At 70.2% G+C, this 19,706-nt stretch carries 17 protein-coding genes and 1 tRNA gene; 6 read left to right on the top strand and 12 right to left on the bottom strand.

Annotated elements, in window-relative coordinates; all coding sequences use genetic code 11:
- Positions 1 to 20: 20 nt before the first annotated feature.
- The 9 genes from GGR64_RS16560 to GGR64_RS16520 all read right to left on the bottom strand — a co-directional run bounded on the left by GGR64_RS16560 (position 21) and on the right by GGR64_RS16520 (position 7,996).
- Positions 21 to 1,205 carry a TPM domain-containing protein gene (locus GGR64_RS16560; RefSeq protein ID WP_184647178.1) on the bottom strand — a complete coding sequence of 395 codons (1,185 nt, stop codon included), beginning with the start codon at positions 1,203 to 1,205 and terminating at the stop codon, positions 21 to 23.
- A gap of 2 nt (positions 1,206 to 1,207) precedes the next feature.
- On the bottom strand, positions 1,208 to 1,897 hold the full coding sequence (locus tag GGR64_RS16555; RefSeq protein WP_184647176.1) for an aspartate/glutamate racemase family protein: 690 nt from the start codon (positions 1,895 to 1,897) through the stop codon (positions 1,208 to 1,210).
- A 134-nt stretch (positions 1,898 to 2,031) separates the two neighbouring features.
- Positions 2,032 to 2,940: a DMT family transporter gene (locus GGR64_RS16550; protein WP_317845435.1), complete on the bottom strand. Its 909-nt coding sequence runs from the start codon at positions 2,938 to 2,940 to the stop codon at positions 2,032 to 2,034.
- Positions 2,934 to 3,977 (bottom strand): UDP-N-acetylmuramate dehydrogenase, encoded by a 1,044-nt coding sequence (gene murB / locus GGR64_RS16545; RefSeq protein ID WP_184647174.1) that lies wholly within the window; start codon positions 3,975 to 3,977, stop codon positions 2,934 to 2,936. Before murB ends, GGR64_RS16550 begins: the two co-directional genes overlap by 7 nt.
- On the bottom strand, positions 3,974 to 5,029 hold the full coding sequence (locus GGR64_RS16540; RefSeq protein WP_184647172.1) for a quinone-dependent dihydroorotate dehydrogenase: 1,056 nt from the start codon (positions 5,027 to 5,029) through the stop codon (positions 3,974 to 3,976). The genes murB and GGR64_RS16540 overlap by 4 nt, the downstream gene beginning before the upstream one ends.
- 8 nt (positions 5,030 to 5,037) lie before the next feature.
- Complete coding sequence (locus tag GGR64_RS16535; protein ID WP_184647170.1) at positions 5,038 to 5,811, bottom strand: class I SAM-dependent methyltransferase; 774 nt, start codon at positions 5,809 to 5,811, stop codon at positions 5,038 to 5,040.
- Positions 5,808 to 6,089: a DUF4190 domain-containing protein gene (locus GGR64_RS16530; protein WP_160968993.1), complete on the bottom strand. Its 282-nt coding sequence runs from the start codon at positions 6,087 to 6,089 to the stop codon at positions 5,808 to 5,810. The genes GGR64_RS16535 and GGR64_RS16530 overlap by 4 nt, the downstream gene beginning before the upstream one ends.
- Positions 6,090 to 6,155: 66 nt before the next feature.
- The gene (locus GGR64_RS16525) at positions 6,156 to 7,688 is read right to left on the bottom strand and encodes an aldehyde dehydrogenase family protein (RefSeq protein WP_184647168.1); all 1,533 of its coding nucleotides are present in this window, start codon (positions 7,686 to 7,688) and stop codon (positions 6,156 to 6,158) included.
- A 231-nt stretch (positions 7,689 to 7,919) separates the two neighbouring features.
- A tRNA-Arg gene (locus GGR64_RS16520) sits at positions 7,920 to 7,996 on the bottom strand.
- 344 nt (positions 7,997 to 8,340) lie between these two features.
- Here GGR64_RS16520 and GGR64_RS16515 point away from each other — a divergent pair.
- From GGR64_RS16515 to thrC, 4 genes are all read left to right on the top strand, one after another.
- A complete protein-coding gene (locus GGR64_RS16515; RefSeq protein WP_260303058.1) occupies positions 8,341 to 8,679 on the top strand; it encodes a hypothetical protein in 339 nt (112 codons plus the stop codon).
- 463 nt (positions 8,680 to 9,142) lie between these two features.
- A complete protein-coding gene (gene thrA / locus GGR64_RS16510) occupies positions 9,143 to 11,665 on the top strand; it encodes a bifunctional aspartate kinase/homoserine dehydrogenase I (RefSeq protein ID WP_184647166.1) in 2,523 nt (840 codons plus the stop codon).
- A gap of 29 nt (positions 11,666 to 11,694) precedes the next feature.
- Positions 11,695 to 12,630 carry a homoserine kinase gene (locus GGR64_RS16505; protein WP_260303057.1) on the top strand — a complete coding sequence of 312 codons (936 nt, stop codon included), beginning with the start codon at positions 11,695 to 11,697 and terminating at the stop codon, positions 12,628 to 12,630.
- A 914-nt stretch (positions 12,631 to 13,544) separates the two neighbouring features.
- The gene (gene thrC, locus GGR64_RS16500) at positions 13,545 to 14,846 is read left to right on the top strand and encodes a threonine synthase (protein WP_184647164.1); all 1,302 of its coding nucleotides are present in this window, start codon (positions 13,545 to 13,547) and stop codon (positions 14,844 to 14,846) included.
- A gap of 37 nt (positions 14,847 to 14,883) precedes the next feature.
- Here the strand turns inward: thrC and GGR64_RS16495 are convergent, their stop codons facing one another.
- Positions 14,884 to 15,198, bottom strand: coding sequence for a hypothetical protein (locus GGR64_RS16495; protein ID WP_160969001.1), 315 nt, complete (start codon positions 15,196 to 15,198; stop codon positions 14,884 to 14,886).
- A gap of 299 nt (positions 15,199 to 15,497) precedes the next feature.
- Positions 15,498 to 16,253 carry a helix-turn-helix domain-containing protein gene (locus GGR64_RS16490; RefSeq protein WP_184647163.1) on the bottom strand — a complete coding sequence of 252 codons (756 nt, stop codon included), beginning with the start codon at positions 16,251 to 16,253 and terminating at the stop codon, positions 15,498 to 15,500.
- Positions 16,254 to 16,364: 111 nt separating this feature from the next.
- Here GGR64_RS16490 and hisS point away from each other — a divergent pair, with 111 nt between their 5' ends.
- Positions 16,365 to 17,765 carry a histidine--tRNA ligase gene (hisS, locus tag GGR64_RS16485; protein WP_184448036.1) on the top strand — a complete coding sequence of 467 codons (1,401 nt, stop codon included), beginning with the start codon at positions 16,365 to 16,367 and terminating at the stop codon, positions 17,763 to 17,765.
- Between the two features lie 106 nt (positions 17,766 to 17,871).
- On the opposite strand, the gene GGR64_RS16480 is transcribed toward hisS, so the two are convergent.
- Entirely contained in the window at positions 17,872 to 19,098 is a 1,227-nt protein-coding gene (locus tag GGR64_RS16480; RefSeq protein WP_260303056.1) for a hypothetical protein, read from the bottom strand.
- 272 nt (positions 19,099 to 19,370) lie between these two features.
- Here GGR64_RS16480 and GGR64_RS16475 point away from each other — a divergent pair, with 272 nt between their 5' ends.
- On the top strand, positions 19,371 to 19,697 hold the full coding sequence (locus GGR64_RS16475) for a YerC/YecD family TrpR-related protein (RefSeq protein ID WP_017908286.1): 327 nt from the start codon (positions 19,371 to 19,373) through the stop codon (positions 19,695 to 19,697).
- Positions 19,698 to 19,706 lie beyond the last annotated feature (9 nt).

The raw sequence follows: 19,706 nt of genomic DNA, 5'->3' as shown, positions 1-19,706 counted from the left end.
CGCGGGGACGTCGCCGCGCTCTACCAGCTAGAACTCGCGCCGCCGCCGCCGGAGCTGCCGCCGCCGGAGGACGAATCGCTGCTGGAGGACGAAGACGAGGAGGACGAGGACGATGACGATCCTGCGGACTCCGCCGCGGCGCGTTCCTTGGCCGCCTGGGCGGCGTGGTAGCTGGCGGTGTAGGCGAATACCCCGGGGGCGGTCTCGGCGATATGGCCCTTGCGGATCAGCGCATTGCGCTTTCGCGCCTGCGCCTGCACGAAGCGGCTGTAGCGCTGCGGCGAGCGGTAGCGCTGCGCGGCGATGGCCAGGGTCAGCACCAGGATCAGCAGTTCCAGCGCCAGGAAGATCACCGTCATCGTCATCGACCTGGCCGACAGCAGCACCACGAAGATGCCGGGGTTGGCGCTGAGGAACAGGCGGATGAACCATGCCAAGAAACCGCCACGTGCGGTGTCCTGGACCAGTTCCTCGGGCTTGGCCGACAGGCGCGGGTGCCGCCGCAGCAGGCGCCTGCGCAGATAGCCGGTCCAGGCCTGGCGCAGCGGCAGCAGCAGCCACACCAGCACCAGCAGGCCGGCCCAGGCGATGGCGCCGCGCCGCCAGTGCATGCCGTCGTCGGCCGGTTGCGCCAGTTCGGCGATGGCCTCGGGATCCTGCGCGGCGGCGCGGCCCATGAAGTCGAACGCGGCGACGATCGCATCGGCGGTGTCGCCGTGGCGCAGGCGCGGCGACAGGTAGTCGTCCAGCGCGTGCCGCGCGACCACGTCGGGCAGCACGCCTTCCAGGCCGTAGCCGACCTCGAAGCGCGAACGCCGATCCTGCATCGCCAGCACCAGCAGCAGGCCGTTGTCGCTGCCTTGCCGGCCGAGCCGCCAGGTGCGGAAGGCGCGTTCGGCCAGGCGCTCGATCGGTTCGTCCTGCAGCGATGGCACGATGTAGACCGCGCCCCAGATGTGCTGACGGTCGCGCAGGCGCTGCAGCGCCGCGTTGATCCGCTGGGTGTCCTCCGCGCTGAGCGTGCCGGCGGGATCGACCACGTTCGGCGTGTAGGGCGGAAGGGCGACGGCGCAGCTGCCGAGCGCCGGCCACAGCAGCAGGGCCAGGACCAGCAGGGCGCTCAGCCGGAACGGCGCCCAGCCGCGCGGAGCGCTGACGTCGTGGCGCGGGACGATGGCGGCGGCAGGTGCGGCCTGGCTGCGCATCGCTAGGCCAGGCTGTACAGGGCAGCGGCACGCGCGTGCAGCGCGGTCGTGTCGAACAGCGGCAGCGCCGCGTCGGCCGGGCCGACCAGCAATCCGATCTCGGTGCAGCCCAGGATCACTGCCTCCGCGCCTTGCGCCTGCAGCGCCGCGATCACTTCGCGGTAGCGCAGCCGCGACGGCGCCTGGACCACGCCCTGGCACAGTTCCTCGTAGATGATGCGGTGCACGTCCTCGCGCGCCGGCGCATCCGGGATCAGTACCTCGAAGCCGCGCCGTTGCAGCCGTTCGCGGTAGAACGCCTGTTCCATGGTGAAGCGCGTGCCGAGCAGGCCGACGCGGACGATGCCGGCGGCCTGCAACGCATCGGCGGTGGCATCGGCGATATGCAGCAGCGGCAACGGGACCGCGGCGGCGATCGCGTCGGCCACGCAATGCATGGTGTTGGTGCACAGCACCAGGAAATCGGCACCGCCGGCCTGCAGTGCGCGCGCCGACGCCGCCAGTGCGGTACCGGCCGCATCCCAGTCGCCGTCGCGCTGGTACTGCGCGATCTCGTGGAAGTCCACGCTGTGCAACAGGAGCTTGGCCGAATGCAGTCCGCCCAGTTGTGCGCGCACCGTCTCGTTGATGTGCCGGTAGTAGGGCAGGGTGGATTCCCAGCTCATGCCGCCGATCATGCCGATGGTCTTCATCGTGCGCCGCTTGCCGCCGTGTCGAGTGCGCGAGGATGGTAGCGGCATCGGCCGCGTGCGGCGACCGCGCGCTGCTGCGCCTGGGTCGGCGATGGCCGCGAAGGCCGGGCGCGTCGAGGCCTCATGCGCGGCATTCAGGCGTCCAGCGTCGGTGGCGTGCCGGTGCCGACGCGCGCCGCACGCCGGGCCAGCACCGCCTCGCGGTGGGCGATGTACGCGTTGGCGCCGAGGATCACCAGCGCGCCCAGCACGGTGCCGCCGTCCGGGGTTTCGTCGAACAGCCACCAGCCGAACAGCGCCACCAGCGGCAGCTGGGTGAAGCTGATCGGGGTCAGCGCGGAGACTTCGCCCAGGCGCAGTGCATGCGTCCACAGCAACTGCCCAAGGGTGCCGAACAGGCCGGTGGCCAGCAGCCACAGCCATTCGATGCCGTGCGGCCAGCGCCACACGAACAGCGCCGGCAGCAGCGACATCGGCACCCAGAACACGTAGGTGTAGAACACCACCGTGTTGGCGGCGTCCACCCGTGCCAGCTGCTTGATCTGGATCGCGACCAGGGCGCTCATCACCGCCGCCAGCACCGCGACCAGCGTACCGGGGCTGAACGCGGCAGCGCCGGGGCGCACGATCAGCAGCACCCCGACGAAGCCGCACAGCACCGCCAGCCAGCGCCGCATGCGCACCGTCTCGCCCAGCCACAGCGCGGCGGCCAGGGTCGCGAACAGCGGGGTGGAATAGGACAGGGCCATGGCCTGCGACAGCGGCAGGTGGCCGATCGCCCAGAACCCGGCCAGCATCGACACCAGGCCGATCGCGGTGCGCAGCAGGTAGCGCGGCAGTTGCGCGGTGCGCGGCCACGGCCGGCCCGGCCGCAGCAGCATCGGCAGCAGGAACAGCAGGCCGAACAGGTTGCGGAAGAAGGCGATCTGCAGCGTGGACAGCTGCGCCGAGGCCAACCGGATCGCCACCACCATCAGCCCGAAGGCCATGGTGCTGGCCAGCATCAGCAGCGCCGCGCGCAGCGGCGTGGGCGCGGCTACCACTGCGCGCCGACGATGCGCGGCTCCGGCTCCAGGATGACGCCGAAGCGCTCGCCCACCGAGGCGGTAATGCGCCGTGCCAGCTCCAGCAGCTCGGCACCGCTGGCCTGGCCGTGGTTGACCAGCACCAGCGCGTGCGCAGCGGACACGCCGGCATCGCCCTCGCGATAGCCTTTCCAGCCGCAGGCCTCGATCAGCCACGCCGCCGACAGCTTGCGCTGGCTGTCGTCGTCGCCGGGAAACACCGGCAATGCCGGGTGTTCGTGCTGCAGCGCCAGTGCCTGTTCCAGTGGCAGCAGCGGGTTCTTGAAGAAGCTGCCGGCGTTGCCGAGCACGTCCGGGTCGGGCAGCTTGCGTCGGCGGATGTTGATCACCGCCTGGGCCACGTCGGGCGCGCCGGGCGTGGCGATGCCCATGGCTTGCAGCTCCTCGCCGATGCCGGCGTAGTCCAGGCGCAGCGCGTGCAGCCGCGGAAGGTTGAACTCCACCGCGGCGATCAGATAACGGTCGGGCTGGCGCTTGAACAGGCTGTCGCGGTAGCCGAACTCGCAGGCGGCCGCATCCAGCCGCACGAAGCGCGCATCGGCGCGGTCGTAGGCCTCGACCACGTGCACGAACTCGCCCATCTGTGCGCCGTAGGCGCCGATGTTCTGGATCGGCGCGGCGCCGACCGTGCCCGGGATCAGCGCCAGGTTCTCCAGGCCGGACAACCCTTGCGCCAGCGACCACATCACCAGTTCGTGCCAGCCCACCCCGGCACCGGCGCGGACGATGGCGTAGTCGGCACGGTGTTCGAGGGTGTCGATGCTGCGGTTGGCGAAGCACAGCACCACCCCGGGCGCATCGCCGGCGAACAGCATGTTGCTGCCACTGCCCAGCGGCAGCAGCGCGGCGCCAGCCAGCTCCGGCGCCAGCAGCGCCTCGGGCAGCGCCTCGGGCGCGAAGATCTGCAGCAGCCACGGCGCCTGTGCGGCGACGTGGAAGGTATTGAGCGCCTGCAGCGGCGCCTGCGCGGTGAGCGACCAGGCCGTCGTGCTCATGGCGCGGCCACGGCGCCGCGGCTGGGCGCTTCACGGCGCCGACGCATCGCTTCCACGCACTCGCCGATCAGTTCCGGCCCGCGGAACACCAGCCCGCTGTAGCACTGCACCAGCGCCGCGCCGGCGGCCATCTTCGCTACCGCGTCGGCACCGGAGAGGATGCCGCCGACGCCGATCAGCGGGACGCTCTCGGGCAGCCGCGCGCGCAAGCGGCGCAGCACCAGGGTGGACTGGCCCAGCAGCGGCGCGCCGGACAGGCCGCCGCTTTCGCCTCCCAGCGGCTCGTGCTCCAGGCCGGGACGGGCGACGGTGGTGTTGGTGGCGATCACCCCGTCCACCTGCAGGTCCGACAGCACCCGCGCCGCTGCGTCGATGTCGCTGTCGCTTAGGTCCGGCGCCACCTTGACCAGCATCGGCACGCGCTTGCCGTGACGCGCCGCCAGCGCTTCCTGCGCCTCGCGCAGGCGCGCGATCAGTTGCCGCAGCGCCTGTTCTTCCTGCAATTCGCGCAGGCCGGCGGTGTTGGGCGAGGAGATGTTGACGGTGACGTAGTCGGACAGCGCGTAGACCTTTTCCAGACAGTGCAGGTAGTCGGACGCGGCGTCTTCGTTCGGGGTGTCCTTGTTCTTGCCGATGTTGATCCCGAGCAGGCCGCGCCGGCGCCGCGCGCGCTCGACGTTGCGCACCAGCGCATCCACGCCCAGGTTGTTGAAGCCCATGCGGTTGATCACCGCCTGCTGCCGCGGCAGGCGGAACATGCGCGGCTGCGGGTTGCCGGCCTGCGCGCGCGGGGTGACGGTGCCGATCTCGACGAAGCCGAAACCCAGCGCCAGCAGCGCATCGATGTGCTCACCGTTCTTGTCCAGGCCCGCGGCCAGCCCGACCGGGTTGGGGAAATCCAGGCCGAAGGCGCGCGTGGGCATCGGCGCGATCGTGCGCGCCAGCAGCGGATTGGTGCCGGTGCGGTAGGCCAGCTCGATCGCACGCAGGCCCAGGGCATGCGCACGCTCGGCGTCGAAGGCGAACAGGAACGGTCGGGCGAGGGAGTACATGGCGTGGCTCAGTTCAGCGTCCCGGCGAAGGCGCGGGTGCGGTAATGGAACGCGACGACGCCGTCGCGCTGGTGCCGGTCGAACAGCGCGCGCAGCGCTTCGAGCATCGGCGCGTGGCGCGGGTGGCCGGGCAGCGGCGCGTAGGAGGACGACAGCAGGCGTCCGCGCAGCGCCTCGAAATCCATGTGCTGCTCGTTGGGGAACTGCGCGGTGCCGCGCAGGCCGGCGCCGAACCAGCGCTGCATGGTGGCATCGTCGTGGTAGCGCTCGGCCACCGCGCTGTAGTCGGTGCCGTATTCCAGCAGCAACTGCTCGTAGCCCTCCAGGAACGGCGTGGCGTCGAGCAGGCGCGAATTCCAGTACACCAGCGCCAGGCCACCGGGACGCAGCACCCGCGCCCATTCGCGGCGCACCGCCTCCAGGTCGAACCAGTGGAAGGCCTGGGCGGCGCTGATCACAGCGACGCTGGCGTCGGCCAGGGTGGTGGCCTCGGCGCTGCCGTCGATGGCGCGGAAGCCCGGCAGGTCCTGCAGCAGCGCCACCGCGGCCTCGCGCATCGCCGCGTTCGGCTCCACCGCCAGGGTCGGGTGCCCGGCCTGCAGGAACAGGCGTGTGGAGATCCCGGTGCCGGCGCCGATGTCGGCGACCAGCGCGTCGCGCGCCACGCCCAGCTCGCCGTGCACCCAGTCGAGCAGGGCCGGCGGATAGCTGGGGCGGTAGCGCACGTAGTCGGCGACGCGGTCGCTGAAGCGCTCGCGTGGCGCGGCGGCGTCCCGGCTCACGACTGGGTGCTGGCGAACCACGCCAGCCCCCCGAAGAACAGCACGAAGGCCAGGACCGCCAGGACCGCCAGCACCACCGCGGTCCAGCCCAGGATCAGTCCGCCGACCGCCAGGCCATCGCCCTGGAAACGGTGCGGCTGGCGACGGATCTCCGCGCGGGCCAGGTGCCCGGTGATGATCGCGCCGAGGCTGCCCAGCACCGGCATCAGGGTCCAGCCGAGGATCCCGGCGACCAGGCTGACCACCGCGAGGGAATTGGTTTCGCGCACCTGACTCATCGCTGTCGCTCCTTGCAGAAGGAAAGGAGCGGCGGCCGCAGGGTGCGGGCCGCCGCGCTCACCGCGTCACAGATCGAACTTGATGCCCTGCGCCAGCGGCAGCGAGTCGGAGTAGTTGATCGTGTTGGTCTGCCGGCGCATGTACACCTTCCACGCATCCGAGCCGGACTCGCGGCCGCCGCCGGTGTCCTTCTCGCCGCCGAAGGCGCCGCCGATCTCGGCGCCGGAGGTGCCGATGTTGACGTTGGCGATGCCGCAGTCGCTGCCGGCCGCGGACAGGAACTTCTCCGCCGCCTTCAGGTTCTGGGTGAAGATCGACGAGGACAGGCCCTGCGGCACGCCGTTCTGCATGTCGATGGCCTCGTCCAGGGTGCTGTACTTCATCACGTACAGGATCGGCGCGAAGGTCTCGTGCTGGACGACCTCGTCGCTGTTCTTCAGGCCGGTGACGATGGCCGGCAGCACGAAGTTGCCCGGACGGTCCAGCGCGGTGCCACCGGTCTCGACGGTGCCGCCGGCGGCCTTGGCCTTGGCGATCGAGTCCAGGAACTGCTCGACCGCGCCGCGGCTGTTCAGCGGGCCCATCAGGTTGGCCGGGTCGGTGGGATCGCCGATCTTGCCTTCGACCTGCTTGTAGGCCTTGACCAGCGTCGCCAGCACGGTGTCATAGATCGATTCGTGCACGATCAGCCGGCGCGTGGTGGTGCAGCGCTGGCCGGCGGTGCCGACCGCGCCGAACACGATGCCGGGCACCGCCAGCTTCAGGTCGGCGCTCTCGTCGAGGATGATCGCGTTGTTGCCGCCGAGTTCCAGCAGGCAGCGGCCCAGGCGGCGCGCGCACTTCTCGGCGACGACACGGCCGACCTGGGTGGAGCCGGTGAAGCTGATCAGCGGGATGCGGGTGTCCTCGACCAGGCGCTCGGACAGGGCCACGCCGGCGTCGTTGATCAGGAAGAAGATGTCCGGGAAGCCGGCGTCGCGCAGCGCGTCGTTGCAGATCTTCATCGACGCGATCGCGGTCAGCGGAGTCTTGTTGGACGGCTTCCAGATGCAGATGTCGCCGCAGATCGCCGCCAGGAACGCATTCCAGCTCCACACCGCGACCGGGAAGTTGAACGCGCTGATGATGCCGACCAGGCCCAGCGGCTGGTACTGCTCGTACATGCGGTGGCCGGGGCGCTCCGAATGCAGGGTGTAGCCGTACAGCATGCGGCTCTGGCCGACCGCGAAATCGGCGATGTCGATCATCTCCTGCACTTCGCCGTCGCCTTCCGGCTTGCTCTTGCCCATTTCCAGCGCGACCAGCGAACCCAGCGCGTCCTTGTGCTTGCGCAGCGCTTCGCCGCACAGCCGCACCGCTTCGCCGCGGCGCGGCGCCGGGGTGGTGCGCCAGACCTTGAACGCTGCCTGGGCGCGGGCGATCACCGTTTCGTAGTCCTGCTCGGTGGTGGCCTGGACGTCGGCGATGACGTCGTTGTTCGACGGATTGAGCGGCTGCAGCACGCCGGCGCCGGTGGCGCTGGACCACTCGCCGTTGCCGAGATAGGTGCCGGAGTTGGTGGCGGCGAGGCCGAGCGCCTTGAGCAGGTCAGCGGACATGGAATCTCCTGGGTTCGTTGCGACAGGGAAGGCGACCGCAGGCGGGGGACGCGGGACGCGCAGCCGACAATTTTAGCAGACCGGACGCAGCCGGCCGCCGTCGCCGGCCTGGAGCGGCTGGCGAGCGCAAAAACGCACAGGTATCGCGCCGCGCGGCGGCTGCGGGGCTTGCATCGGCAAGCGAGGAAAAGGCCGATGGCGCCATGGCGGTCACAGCCGGCATGAACGAAATGGTGACCCCGGCGCGATTCGAACGCACGACCTGTCCCTTAGGAGGGGACCGCTCTATCCAGCTGAGCTACGGGGCCATTGGCCTGCCGGGGGATTCTACGACGCTGAATCGCGCGTTGTCGCCCCGCTTTGCAATAACGTCGTCTACACCTTGTGCCGACGCGGCCTGAGCATCGCCCTGGGTAGGCTGGGTACGTCGGCCACTGCGGCTGCGCGGCCTGCGATTCCGCGCTGTCTGTAGCGGCGACGAACGACGATGACGGAATCGCATCCGCCGCGTCTGCTACAAGCGTCCCGTTCGCGCTATCGCGTCGAGACGATCGCCGCCGCGCATCGGCGGTCCTGGTCGCCATGGCATGACCGCCGGAGGTTCCGGCGGGCACGCGGCGATTCCCCCACCTATGCGAAGCAGGAGTGACTCATGAAGACAGCAATGAAGATGGTCCTGGTCGGTTCGATGCTGGCCGCCCTGGCGGCGTGCAAGCGCGATGGCGACCACCCGGCCACCGACCCCAACGCGGCCAATCCGCCGGCAGCGGCCGACGGCAGCCCGGCAGGCGGCAGCACCGCGCCGGCAGGCAGCACCAGCGGCGACGCCAGCGGCACCGCGACCGGGACCGACACCGGGCAGGGCACCATGCAGGGCCAGGACGCGTCGCAGGGCACGTCGCCGACCTCGCCGACCAGCCCGCAGGACCCGGCCAATCCGGATCCGCAGCAGCCGACGCAGACGCCGCCGGCGGACCAGAAGCAGCAGTAAGGCTTGCGCAAGCGCGCGGCGCCAGGGGCGTCGCGCGCTTGGTCGCGGAGTCGTTTGGTCCACGTCGCGCGCGGCGTTTTTTCGTGCAGGGGCAAGTATCGCAAGCCGGCGCAACGCCGGGTTTGTCAGCGTTTGGCGATAGTCACTTTTGCAACCGTCTCGTTCGACCAGCAGGTCGATGCTGCAGGTGCACACACGGCGCTTGACAGCGCCCCAGCGCATGATGTCCTCTTGCGTTCATGCCTCAGGTTCTCGCCCTCACCGCCATCTCGCTTCCGCGTTCGCTTCGGCACGCGGCCGCCGTTGCCGCGGGCATTACCACCGGTATTACCACCCTCACCATTCGCCCGGTGCGGTCCGTCGTCTTCGCCTGATTGTCGAACACCACGGCCCCGCACCCGGATCAGGATGCGGGGGACTCCCTCGGCCTGATGCGAGCGGGGCCTCCACTCCGAGGTCTCCCATGTCGTCCGCCGTCGCTCCCGCTGTCGCCGCTTCGCCTGATTCCCCCGTAGATCCCGCGCTCGCCGCCGCCACCGTCGTGCACAAGTTCGGCGGCACCTCGGTGGCCGATGCCGAACGCTATCGCCATGTGGCGCAACTGCTGCTGGCGCGCCCGGAACGCCTCCAGGTCACCGTGGTCTCGGCGATGAAGGGCGTCACCGATGCCTTGATCGGCCTGGCCGAGCTGGCCGCGCACGGCCACGGCGACTGGCGCGAGCGCTGGCACGAGACCCGCGCCCGTCATCGCGCCGCGGCGGTGGCCTTGCTCGGCGAGCATGCCGGCGCCACGGTGGAATGGCTGGACGCGCGCTTCGAGCACCTGGCCGAAATCCTCGCTGCGCTGGCGGTGATCGGCGAGTTGCCGCGGGAAGTGCTGGACCGCGTGCAAGGGCTAGGCGAGGTGTATTCGGCGCAATTGCTGGGCGACCATCTGCGGGCGCTGGGCGAGGACTGCGCCGTGCTCGATGCGCGCGAGGTGCTGGTGGTCGATCGTGGCGAACTGGGTGTGGATGTGGACTGGGCCGCCAGCGCGCAGCGGTTGGCGCAGTGGCGTGCGCAGCACCCGCAGCAGCGCATCGTGGTCACCGGCTTCGTCGCCCGCGACCGCGCCGGCCGCATCACCACCCTCGGCCGCAACGGCAGCGACTATTCCGGCGCGATCTTCGCCGCGCTGTTCGACGCCGCCGAACTGCACATCTGGACCGACGTCGACGGCGTGCTCTCGGCCGACCCGCGGGTGGTACCCGAAGCGGTGCAGCTGGAGACGCTCAGCTACGACGAAGCCTGCGAACTGGCCTATTTCGGCGCCAAGGTGGTGCACCCGCAGACCATGTCGCCGGCGATCGAGCGCGGCCTGCCGATCATCATCCGCAACACCTTCCAGCCCGAGCATCCGGGCACCCGCATCACCGCCAGCAGCGCCACCAGCGGCCCGATCAAGGGGCTGACCCTGAGCCCGGACCTGGCCGTGCTCAACCTCGAAGGCACCGGACTGATCGGCGTGCCCGGCACTGCCGAGCGCGTGTTCGCCGCGCTGCGCAACGCGCGCGTGTCGGTGGTGATGATCTCGCAAGGCTCGTCCGAACATTCCATCTGCTGCGTGGTGCGGCAGAACGAGTCCGAGCGCGCCCGCGACGCGGTGCTCTCGGCCTTCGCCCACGAACTGGTGGTGGGCCAGGTGCAGCGCGTGCAGCTGACCACCGGCATCAGCGTGCTGGCCGCGGTCGGCGACGGCATGGCCGGGCAGCCCGGCGTGGCCGCGCGCCTGTTCGAGTCGCTGGGCCGCGCCCAGGTCAACATCCTGGCGATCGCGCAGGGCTCGTCCGAGCGCAACATCTCGGTGGCCATCGACAGCGCGCACGCGACCAAGGCGCTGCGCGCTGCGCATGCCGGCTTCTGGCTGTCGCCGCAGACCTTCTCGGTCGGCGTGATCGGGCCGGGCAACGTCGGCGCGGCGCTGCTGGACCAATTGCGTGCCGCGCAGCCGCAACTGCTGGCCAAGGCCAACCTCGACCTGCGCCTGCGCGCCATCGCCTCGCGCAGCACCATGCGGCTGGAGCCGCGTGCCTTCGCCGGCGACTGGCGGCAGGCGTTGGCCGCCGGTCAGCAGCCGACGGATCTGGACGCGTTCACCGCACACCTGCTGTCGGCGCATCTGCCGCATGCGGTGATCATCGACTGCAGCGGCAGTGCCGACGTCGCCGACCGCTACGCCGGCTGGCTGGCGGCCGGCATCCACGTGGTGACCCCGAACAAACAGGCCGGCGCCGGTCCGCTGCCGCGCTTCCACGCCATCCGCGCCGCGGCCGCCGCCAGCGGCGCGCGCTTCCGCTACGAGGCCACGGTCGGTGCCGGGCTGCCGGTGATCACCACCTTGCGCGACCTGGTCGATACCGGCGATGCCGTCACCGCCATCGAAGGCATCTTCTCCGGCACCCTGGCCTGGCTGTTCAACAAATACGACGGCAGCGTGCCGTTCGCGCAACTGGTGGCCGAGGCGCGCGGCATGGGCTACACCGAACCGGATCCGCGCGACGACCTGTCCGGCACCGACGTGGCGCGCAAGCTGGTGATCCTGGCGCGCGAGGCCGGGCACGAACTGAGTCTGGAGGACGTGGCGGTGGAGAGCCTGGTGCCGGAAGCGCTGCGCCAGGCCAGCGTGAACGATTTCATGGCGCGCCTGCACGAGGTCGACGACGCCTTCGCCCAGCGCCTGCAGGCGGCCAAGGCGCGCGGCTGCGTGCTGCGCTACGTGGCGCGGCTGGCGCCGGGCCATGCGCCCAGCGTGGGCCTGGTGGAGCTGCCGGCCGACCATGCCTTCGCCAACCTGCGCCTGACCGACAACGTGGTGCAGTTCACCACCCGTCGCTACTGCGCCAATCCGCTGGTGGTGCAGGGGCCGGGCGCCGGCCCGGAAGTGACCGCCGCCGGCGTGTTCGCCGACCTGCTGCGGGTGGCGGCGGGCGAGGGCGCGCGCCTGTGAGCCGGATGCAGACGCTGCCGACAAGCGCCATGGGTACGGCCGCGCTGCCGGCGCAGGCGCGCGCGTTCGCGCCGGCCTCGGTGGCCAACGTGGCGGTGGGCTTCGATTTGCTCGGCTACGCGGTGGAAGGCGTCGGCGACACGGTGACGGTGCGCCGCATCGATGCGCCCGAGGTCCGCATCACCGCGATCCGCGGCACCACGGTCGCCTTGCCGCTGGAGCCCGCACGCAACACCGCCGGGGCCGCCCTGATGTCGCTGCGCGAGGCGTTGGCGCTGCCGTTCGGTTTCGAACTGGAGATCGACAAGGGCATCCCGCTCAGCTCCGGCATGGGCGGCTCGGCCGCCTCGTGCGTGGCTGCACTGGTGGCGGCCAATGCCTTGCTCGAGGCGCCGCTGTCGCGCGATCAGTTGTATCGCTATGCGCTGGACGGCGAGGCGGTGGCCAGCGGCAGCCGCCATGGCGACAACCTCGGTCCGATGTTGCTCGGCGGGCTGGTGCTGTCGACCCTGGAGCGGCTGGTGCCGGTACCGGTGCCGACTGGCTGGCACAGCTTGCTGGTGCATCCGGACGCGACGCTGGAGACGCGCCATGCGCGCGCGGCGTTGGCCGGGGAGTACCGGCTCGGCGAGTTCGTGGCGCAGAGCGCGAACCTGGCCTTGGTGCTGGCGGGTTGTCATGCCGGCGACGAGGCGCTGGTACGCGCCGGCTTGCGCGATGTGCTGATCGAGCCACGGCGCGCGCCGTTGATCGTCGGTTTCGACGCGGCCAAGGCGGCGGCGCTGGCGGCTGGGGCGATGGGCGCGGGCATTTCCGGTGCCGGCCCGAGCGTCTTCGCCTGGTTCGCCACCCGCGCCGAGGCCGAGGCCGCGGCGCCGGCGGTCCAGGCTGCTTTCGCGGATGCCGGCTTCGGCAGCCAGCATTGGGTGTCGCCGCTGCAGTGTCCGGGCGCGACGTTGCTGTAGCCGAGCGTTGGCGCGGCGCGTTGACGCCTTTGTTGCTGCCGCTACTGCCGCTGCCGATATTGTTGCTGTTGCTGTTGCTGTTGCTGTTGCTGTTGCCGATTTTGCTTTTGCTGTCGCAGTAGCTGTTGCCGTTGCCGTTGCCGTTGCTCTGGTTGTTGCTCTTGTTGTTGCTGTTGCCGTACCGGGTTCCCTTCCGAAGCGGCGGCCATCGCGGGGAAAAACCCGAAGGGCGGCGCACAGGGACGTGCGCCGTTCGCGGCAGGGGCAGGATGCCCCTTCCGCGAATCCCCGTGATGGACGCGGACCCGGAGCGCGTTAGCGCGGAGGGCGCGAGGCAGGGCGCGCTTTCTTTTGGTTACTTTTCTTTGCGCGAGCAAAGAAAAGTAACTCGCCGCAAGGCGAAAGCTGTTGCTGTTGCTTGATTTTTGCGTGTGGCGGACGAGCGGAGCTTGTAGGAGCGGCTTCAGCCGCGACTTGGGCGATGGGCGAAGCGCCTGTCGCGGCTGAAGCCGCTCCTACATGGGTCTTAAAGCAACAACAAGAGCAAAAGCTTTCGCCTGGCGGCGAGTTACTTTTCTTTGCTTGTGCAAAGAAAAGTAACCAAAAGAAAGCACACCCCGCAGCGCGCCCTCCGCGCTACGCGCTCCGGGTCCGCAGCCACGACGGGCATTTTTCGACGGCACATCCATGTGCCGGCGAAAAACGACGCGCATCCTGCGCGTCGCCCTTCGGGTATTCGCCCGCCGTGGCTGCCGCGCCGAGGGGACCCCGGGTGAAGCAGAACAGCAACTGCCAAAGCCAGAGCAACAGCCAAAGCAACAGCCAAAGCAACAGCCAAAGCAACAGCCAAAGCAACAGCCAAAGCAACAGCAAAGAACGACAGTGCGATCGAACTCCCCGCTAATGGAACCACCATGAACTTCATCTCCACCCGTAACGCCGCACCCCCCGTCTCGCTCAGCCAGGCCATCGCCGCCGGCCTCGCCCCCGATGGCGGCCTGTACGTGCCCGAGCGCATGCCCGCCGCCCGCGACCTGCGCGCCGGCGCCAGCCTTGCCGAGACCGCCGCGGACCTGCTGGCGCCATTCTTCGACGGCGACGCCCTGGCCACGGAACTGCCGGCCATCTGCGCCGAGGCCTTCGACTTCGATGCGCCGCTGCAGCCGCTGGCCACGCCCGGCGACCATGCATTGGAGCTGTTCCATGGCCCGACCGCCGCCTTCAAGGATTTCGGCGCGCGCTTCCTGGCCGCCTGCCTGACCCGGTTGCGGCGGGGGGCTGCGACGCCGCTGACCATCCTCGTCGCCACCTCCGGCGACACCGGTGCCGCGGTCGCGGCGGCGTTCCATCGCCAGCCCGGATTGCGCGTGGTGGTGCTGTATCCGGACGGGCGCGTGTCGCCGCGCCAGGCGCACCAACTCGGATGCTTCGGCGACAACATCCAGGCGCTGCGCGTGGCCGGGTCGTTCGACGACTGCCAGGCGCTGGTCAAGCAGGCGCTCAACGACGCCGACCTGCAGGCGCAGGCGCCGTTGAGTTCGGCCAACAGCATCAGCCTGGGGCGCTTGCTGCCGCAGATGAGCTACTACGCGCACGCAGCGCTGCAGCACCACGCCGCGCATGCGCAACCGCTGAACCTGGTGGTGCCCACCGGCAATCTCGGCAACGCGCTGGCCGCGATCCTGGCGCGTGCGCTGGGCGTGCCGCTGGGCCGGATCGTGCTGGCCACCAACGCCAACCGCGTGCTGCCGGACTTCTTCGCCGGCGCCGACTACGCGCCGCAGCCCAGCGTGGCGACCGTGGCCAATGCCATGGACGTGGGCGCACCGAGCAACGTCGAGCGCCTGCGCTGGCTGTACCAGGGCGACGACGCCACCCTGCGCACCCAATTCCAGGCGTACTCGGTGGACGATGCGCAGATCCGCCAGACCATCGGCGAGCGTTTCCGCCGCTATGGCGAGGTGCATTGCCCGCATACCGCCACCGCGCTGCACGTGCTGCAGCAACTGCGCGCCGAGGGTGCGGAAGCCGATGCCGGCGACTGGGCGGTGGCGGCCACCGCGCATCCGGCCAAGTTCGAAGGCGTGGTGGAGCCGTTGATCGGGCAGCCGGTGCCGGTGCCGCCGGCATTGGCGGCGCTGCTGCAGCGGCCGGCACAGGCCGAGCCGATCGCGCCGGACTACGCGGCCTTGCGCGCGCGCCTGCTCGCCGGTTGAGCACTGCGCGGGCGGTGGCGCCCGCGCGCCCGGCGGCTCAGTCGGACGGCTGCAGCCGCTGCCAGGCGGCCAGGACAATGCCGCGAACCTGCAGCCAGTCCAGGCGCGAGCGCGGGTGGTCGCGCAGGAACACGTCGCGCAGTTGCGCGACCACGTCCTCCACGCGCTGGCCGTGGTACTTGAGGTAGGCGTCGTAGGCCAGCTTCAGTGCCGGCTCGTAGTCATGGAAGGTGTAACCGGGCTGATGGAAGGTGCTGTGCACGAAGTGCATCTTCCAGAACGCCAGTTCGCGCTCGCGGTCCAGCATCACGCAGGCGCGCGAGGCGTGTTGCATCTCGATGGCGACGGCCATGTTGGCCCTCCGAGTGGTCCCCCCCACCGGCACCGCGGCGACGCCGCAGGTGTGTTGCGCGCGCAGTCTATGCCGGTCGGGCCGCGATGCGGCGAAGACCAGCTGAAGCGTTCAGGGGTGGCGTGGCGTTGGGGTTGCCGGCCACCGCACAGGCCATCCGTTGCCGGCCAGCCGGCGCGGCGAGGTTGTCCACACGCAGTGTGGAACGTTGCCCTGGAATCCTGTGGATAAGTGGCCGGGCGCCGCGTGGCGTCAGCGCCTGGCGCGACGTGGCGAAAAAATCGCCGCGGCGATCCGGCTCAGGCTTCGTCCGAGGCTAGCCGGTGCAGCGCGGCGAAGTCGCGGATCTCCACCACGTGCAGTTGCGGCAGCGCGATCAGGCCCTGCTGACGCAGCTTGGTGAAGGTACGGCTGACCGTTTCCATGGTCAGGCCGAGATGGTCGGCGATGTCGCCGCGGCCCATCGGCAGCACCACCTTGTTGCCGGCATCGCCTTGGCGCGCCGCGCGCGCGGCCAGCTTGAGCAGGAAGTCGGCCAGCTTCTCGGCCGGCTGCAGCCGGGCCAGCGACAGCGCCGCGTCCTGCGCCGCGTCCAGTTCCAGGCAGGCGCGCTGCAGCAGCTTGCGCTCCAGGTGCGGGAACTGGGTACGCAACTGCTGCATCTGCGCCACCGACACCCGGCATACCCGGCTGTCGGCGATCGCTTCGATGTCGTGGCGGTGCCTGGCCGATTCGCTCAGGCCGACGTAGTCGCCCGGTAGGACGAAACCGGCGACCTGGCGGCGCCCGTCGGCGAGGGTGCGGACCAGGCGCAGCGCGCCGGCGGTGACGGTATAGACGGCCTGCCGCGCCTCGCCGGTGCGCGCGATGGTAGTGCCGGTGGGATAGGTCAGCGACGTGGTGACCCGTTCCAGCGCCTGCACCTCGTCGCAGGCCAGCGCCGAGCAGATCGCCAGGTGGCGGACCGCGCAATGCAGGCATTCGTTGCCGTGCGGCGCACGCGCGGCGGCCGGTTCGGCGTAGGGCAGGGCGAATCCGGAAGGAGGCCGGTTCATGGGCGTGGCAGCGGCGTCGTCACCAGGGAATGATACGCCGATGCGGCCGGGCGTGGCCGGTGCGGCTAGAATTGCTGTCCCGCTCGCCCCCGAATCGCAGGAGTTCCGCACGTGATCAAGCCCCGTACGCCGCCCGGCATCATGGAATTGCTGCCACGCGAGCAGATCGCGTTTCAGCGCATGCTGGACGTCATCCGCCGCAATTACGAGCGGTTCGGGTTCCTGCCGGTGGAGACGCCGGTGTTCGAACTGTCCGACGTGCTGCTGACCAAGTCCGGCGGCGAGACCGAGCGCCAGGTGTACTTCGTGCAGTCCACCGGTGCGCTGGCCAATGCCGCGGCCGAGGGCGGCGAGGGCGGGCTGCCTGAGCTGGCGTTGCGCTTCGACCTGACCGTGCCGCTGGCCCGCTACGTGGCCGAGCACGAGCACGAGTTGAGCTTCCCGTTCCGCCGCTACCAGATGCAGCGCGTGTACCGCGGCGAACGCGCTCAGCGCGGCCGCTTCCGCGAGTTCTACCAGTGCGACATCGACGTGATCGGCAAGGACGCGCTGAGCATCCGCTACGACGCCGAAGTGCTGGCGGTGATCCACGCGGTGTTCGCCGAACTGGGCATCGGCGATTTCGCCGTGCAGTTGAACAACCGCAAGCTGATGCGCGGCTTCTTCGAGAGCCTGGGCGTGGCCGAGGGCGAGCGCCAGCTCGCGGTGCTGCGCGAGGTCGACAAGCTGGACAAGCGCGGCGCCGACTACGTGCGCGAGACGCTGGCCGGCGAGGGCTTCGGCATTCCTGCCGAGCAGGTGCAGCGCATCCTCGACTTCGTCGCGGTGCGCTCCAGCGGCCATGACGATGCGCTGGCACGGCTGCAGGCACTGGAGGCCGATGCGGCGTCCAGCACGATCCTGCGCGAGGGCGTGGCCGAGCTGCGCGAGGTGCTGGCCCTGGTCAAGGCGCTCGGCGTGCCGGAAACCGCGTACTGCCTGAATTTCTCCATCGCCCGCGGCCTGGACTACTACACCGGTACCGTCTACGAGACGCTGCTGACCGACTACCCGCAGATCGGCTCGATCTGCTCGGGCGGCCGCTACGAGGACCTGGCCAGCCACTACAGCAAGTCCAAGCTGCCCGGCGTGGGGATCTCCATCGGCCTGACCCGGCTGTTCTGGCAACTGCGCGAGGCCGGGTTGATCGACGGCATCGCCTCCAGCAGCGTGCAGGCGATGGTGGCGCTGATGGACGAGACCAAGCTGGACGACGCGCTGGACATCGCGCGGCGGCTGCGCGTCGGCGGCATCAACACCGAAGTGCAGATGGAGCCGAAGAAGATCGGCAAGCAGTTCCAGTACGCGGCCCGTGCGGGCATCCGCTTCGTGGTGCTGGCCGGCGACGACGAGCTGGCGCGCGGCGTGGTCGCGGTCAAGGACCTGCTGCGCGAGCAGCAGTTCGAGATCGCCCGCGACGAACTGGCCAGCACGCTGTTGGTGGAACTGGAGCAGGCCAAGGTTATGGCCTGAGTCGGTCGCGGCGGCCGGAGACGGCCGCCGCGCCGTAAAGGATTTCGTAGGAGCGGCTTCAGCCGCGACGCATCACCGGGAACGCCTGTCGCGGCTGAAGCCGCTCCTACAGCAGGCCCGCATCCTGCAACATCGCCTTCAGTGCTCTGCGCTGCGCGCCATCCTCCGCCGGCCACCCCTGCAATCGCGCGACGACCTTGCCGTCGCGCACCAGGAAGAACGTCGGCATGCGCCATTCGCGCGGCAGCAGCCGCCATTCCTCGACGTCGTAGAGCGGGTGCAGCGGCGTCTGCGGCTGCGCGCGGTTCCAGGCGCGCAACGCGTCTATGTCCTCGCTGCCGGGCGGTAGTGACAGCCACAGCGCGTGGTCGCGGAACACCGGCCCCAGCTCGGGATCGGCGGCGATGGCGCGTGCGGCGTCGGCCGCGAAATGGCAGCCGGCGCTGACCAGGATCCGGGTTGGCCGCAGATCGATCCGCTGCCGGCGCAGGGTGCGGCCATCGGCGTCCAGCGACCACAGCGTCGGGCCCTGCGCCGCCGCGCCCAGGCGGTCGTCGAAGCGCAGCCAGCGCGGCCAGTCGGCGCTGCCGCCATCGGCCAGCACACGTCGCGCGTCCTCCGCGCGATGCGCCAGCAGCAGCGCGTTGCCGGCGGCATCCACCTGCGTCGCACTGGCCTGCGCGCGGCGCCGCAACTGCGCCAGCACCTGCAGTTGCGCGTCCAGCCCTGCCGCGGTGGGGCGCAGCGCGTAGGTGGCGAAGACGGCCCGATACAGCAGGTCCAGCGCGGTATCGTCCAGCTGTGCGATGGCGGCGCGATCAAAGATCTCGGGTAGGGCGCTGCGCAACGCGGGCCACGGATCACGCTCGCTGTGGCGCAGGCCGTCCAGGTTCCGGCGGTAGCGGCTGTAACGGCGCTCCAGGTCGCCGATCCGGGCAGCGGGATCGCTGACGCGCGGCTGCGTCGCCCAATGCGGCAAGGTTTCGGCATAACGCTCGACGCCGAACAGCGCCAGCAATGCGCGACCCTGTTCGCGGGTCAGTTGCGGCAGGTCCTGCGTATCGAATCCACCCAGGCCATTGCGGCCGAACACCAGGCCGTCGAGGAAGCGTTCGCGGGCGCCGGGCGTGAGCGCATCCAGTGGCGTGCGCTGGCCGGCGTTGGCGCGCAGGTAGGTCTCGAGCTGGGCGCTGGAGCGGATCGGCAGCGCCGCAGTGGCAACCGCGGTGTCGCCGCTTGCCGCCACTTGAGCGGGTGGTGCCGGAGGCGGCGGCTGCGCCAATGCGTGCGTCGCCAGGCACAGCGTAAGACTGGCAAGACATGCGTAGCGCATGCGGCGCTCCTGGGGCGGTGGTCGTTGCCGATCCTAGCGGCCGCCGGTTGGTCCTTCCACATGCGGAAGGCGCCATCTTCCACAGTGCTTAGGGGCTGAGCGCGTCTGGGCGGGGCATCCAGGCATCCAGCGGGCACGCCGAAATCGCCGTTGCTGGTGATGCCGGCATCGGCGCGATGGGTGTAGTCGCTGCGGATGGTCACGGCTGAACGGCAGGCCGGCGCGACCCGCGAAAACTTGACCTTGTAATAGCGTGCTATTACATTAGCGCAATGAAACAACGTCCCGTCCCCGCAGAAGACCGCGACAGCGATGCCTCGTTCAAGGCATTGGCGCGCACCCTGGCCCAGCTCGGCAAGCCGCAGGAAGTGGCGGCGTTCCTGCAGGACCTGTGCACGCCGGCCGAGCTGGAGGCGATGGCGGACCGCTGGCGGGTGGTGCCACTGCTGCTCAAGGGCGTGCCGTACCGCGAGATCCACGACCTGACCCAGGTCAGCGTCACCACCATCGGCCGTGTCGCACGGACCCTGGAATACGGCGCCGGCGGCTATGCCGCGGCGCTGCGCCGGCAGACGGCGCGCCCCTCCGATTCCCACTGAGATGTCCTG

The organism is Xanthomonas sp. 3307 (assembly GCF_014199735.1).
Lineage (GTDB): Bacteria > Pseudomonadota > Gammaproteobacteria > Xanthomonadales > Xanthomonadaceae > Xanthomonas_A > Xanthomonas_A rydalmerensis.
Note: the sequence above shows the minus strand (reverse complement) of the source record. Positions and strands in the feature narration are given on the sequence as shown.

Bases quoted from the DNA above. Each gene is read 5' to 3' on its own strand.
- GGR64_RS16560 (WP_184647178.1), bottom strand. From the start codon at position 1,205: ATGCGCAGCCAGGCCGCACCTGCCGCCGCCATCGTCCCGCGCCACGAC.
- GGR64_RS16555 (WP_184647176.1), bottom strand. From the start codon at position 1,897: ATGAAGACCATCGGCATGATCGGCGGCATGAGCTGGGAATCCACCCTG.
- murB (WP_184647174.1), bottom strand. From the start codon at position 3,977: ATGAGCACGACGGCCTGGTCGCTCACCGCGCAGGCGCCGCTGCAGGCG.
- GGR64_RS16540 (WP_184647172.1), bottom strand. From the start codon at position 5,029: ATGTACTCCCTCGCCCGACCGTTCCTGTTCGCCTTCGACGCCGAGCGT.
- GGR64_RS16530 (WP_160968993.1), bottom strand. From the start codon at position 6,089: ATGAGTCAGGTGCGCGAAACCAATTCCCTCGCGGTGGTCAGCCTGGTC.
- GGR64_RS16525 (WP_184647168.1), bottom strand. From the start codon at position 7,688: ATGTCCGCTGACCTGCTCAAGGCGCTCGGCCTCGCCGCCACCAACTCC.
- GGR64_RS16515 (WP_260303058.1), top strand. From the start codon at position 8,341: ATGAAGACAGCAATGAAGATGGTCCTGGTCGGTTCGATGCTGGCCGCC.
- thrA (WP_184647166.1), top strand. From the start codon at position 9,143: ATGTCGTCCGCCGTCGCTCCCGCTGTCGCCGCTTCGCCTGATTCCCCC.
- GGR64_RS16505 (WP_260303057.1), top strand. From the start codon at position 11,695: ATGGGTACGGCCGCGCTGCCGGCGCAGGCGCGCGCGTTCGCGCCGGCC.
- thrC (WP_184647164.1), top strand. From the start codon at position 13,545: ATGAACTTCATCTCCACCCGTAACGCCGCACCCCCCGTCTCGCTCAGC.
- GGR64_RS16495 (WP_160969001.1), bottom strand. From the start codon at position 15,198: ATGGCCGTCGCCATCGAGATGCAACACGCCTCGCGCGCCTGCGTGATG.
- GGR64_RS16490 (WP_184647163.1), bottom strand. From the start codon at position 16,253: ATGAACCGGCCTCCTTCCGGATTCGCCCTGCCCTACGCCGAACCGGCC.
- GGR64_RS16480 (WP_260303056.1), bottom strand. From the start codon at position 19,098: ATGCGCTACGCATGTCTTGCCAGTCTTACGCTGTGCCTGGCGACGCAC.
- GGR64_RS16475 (WP_017908286.1), top strand. From the start codon at position 19,371: ATGAAACAACGTCCCGTCCCCGCAGAAGACCGCGACAGCGATGCCTCG.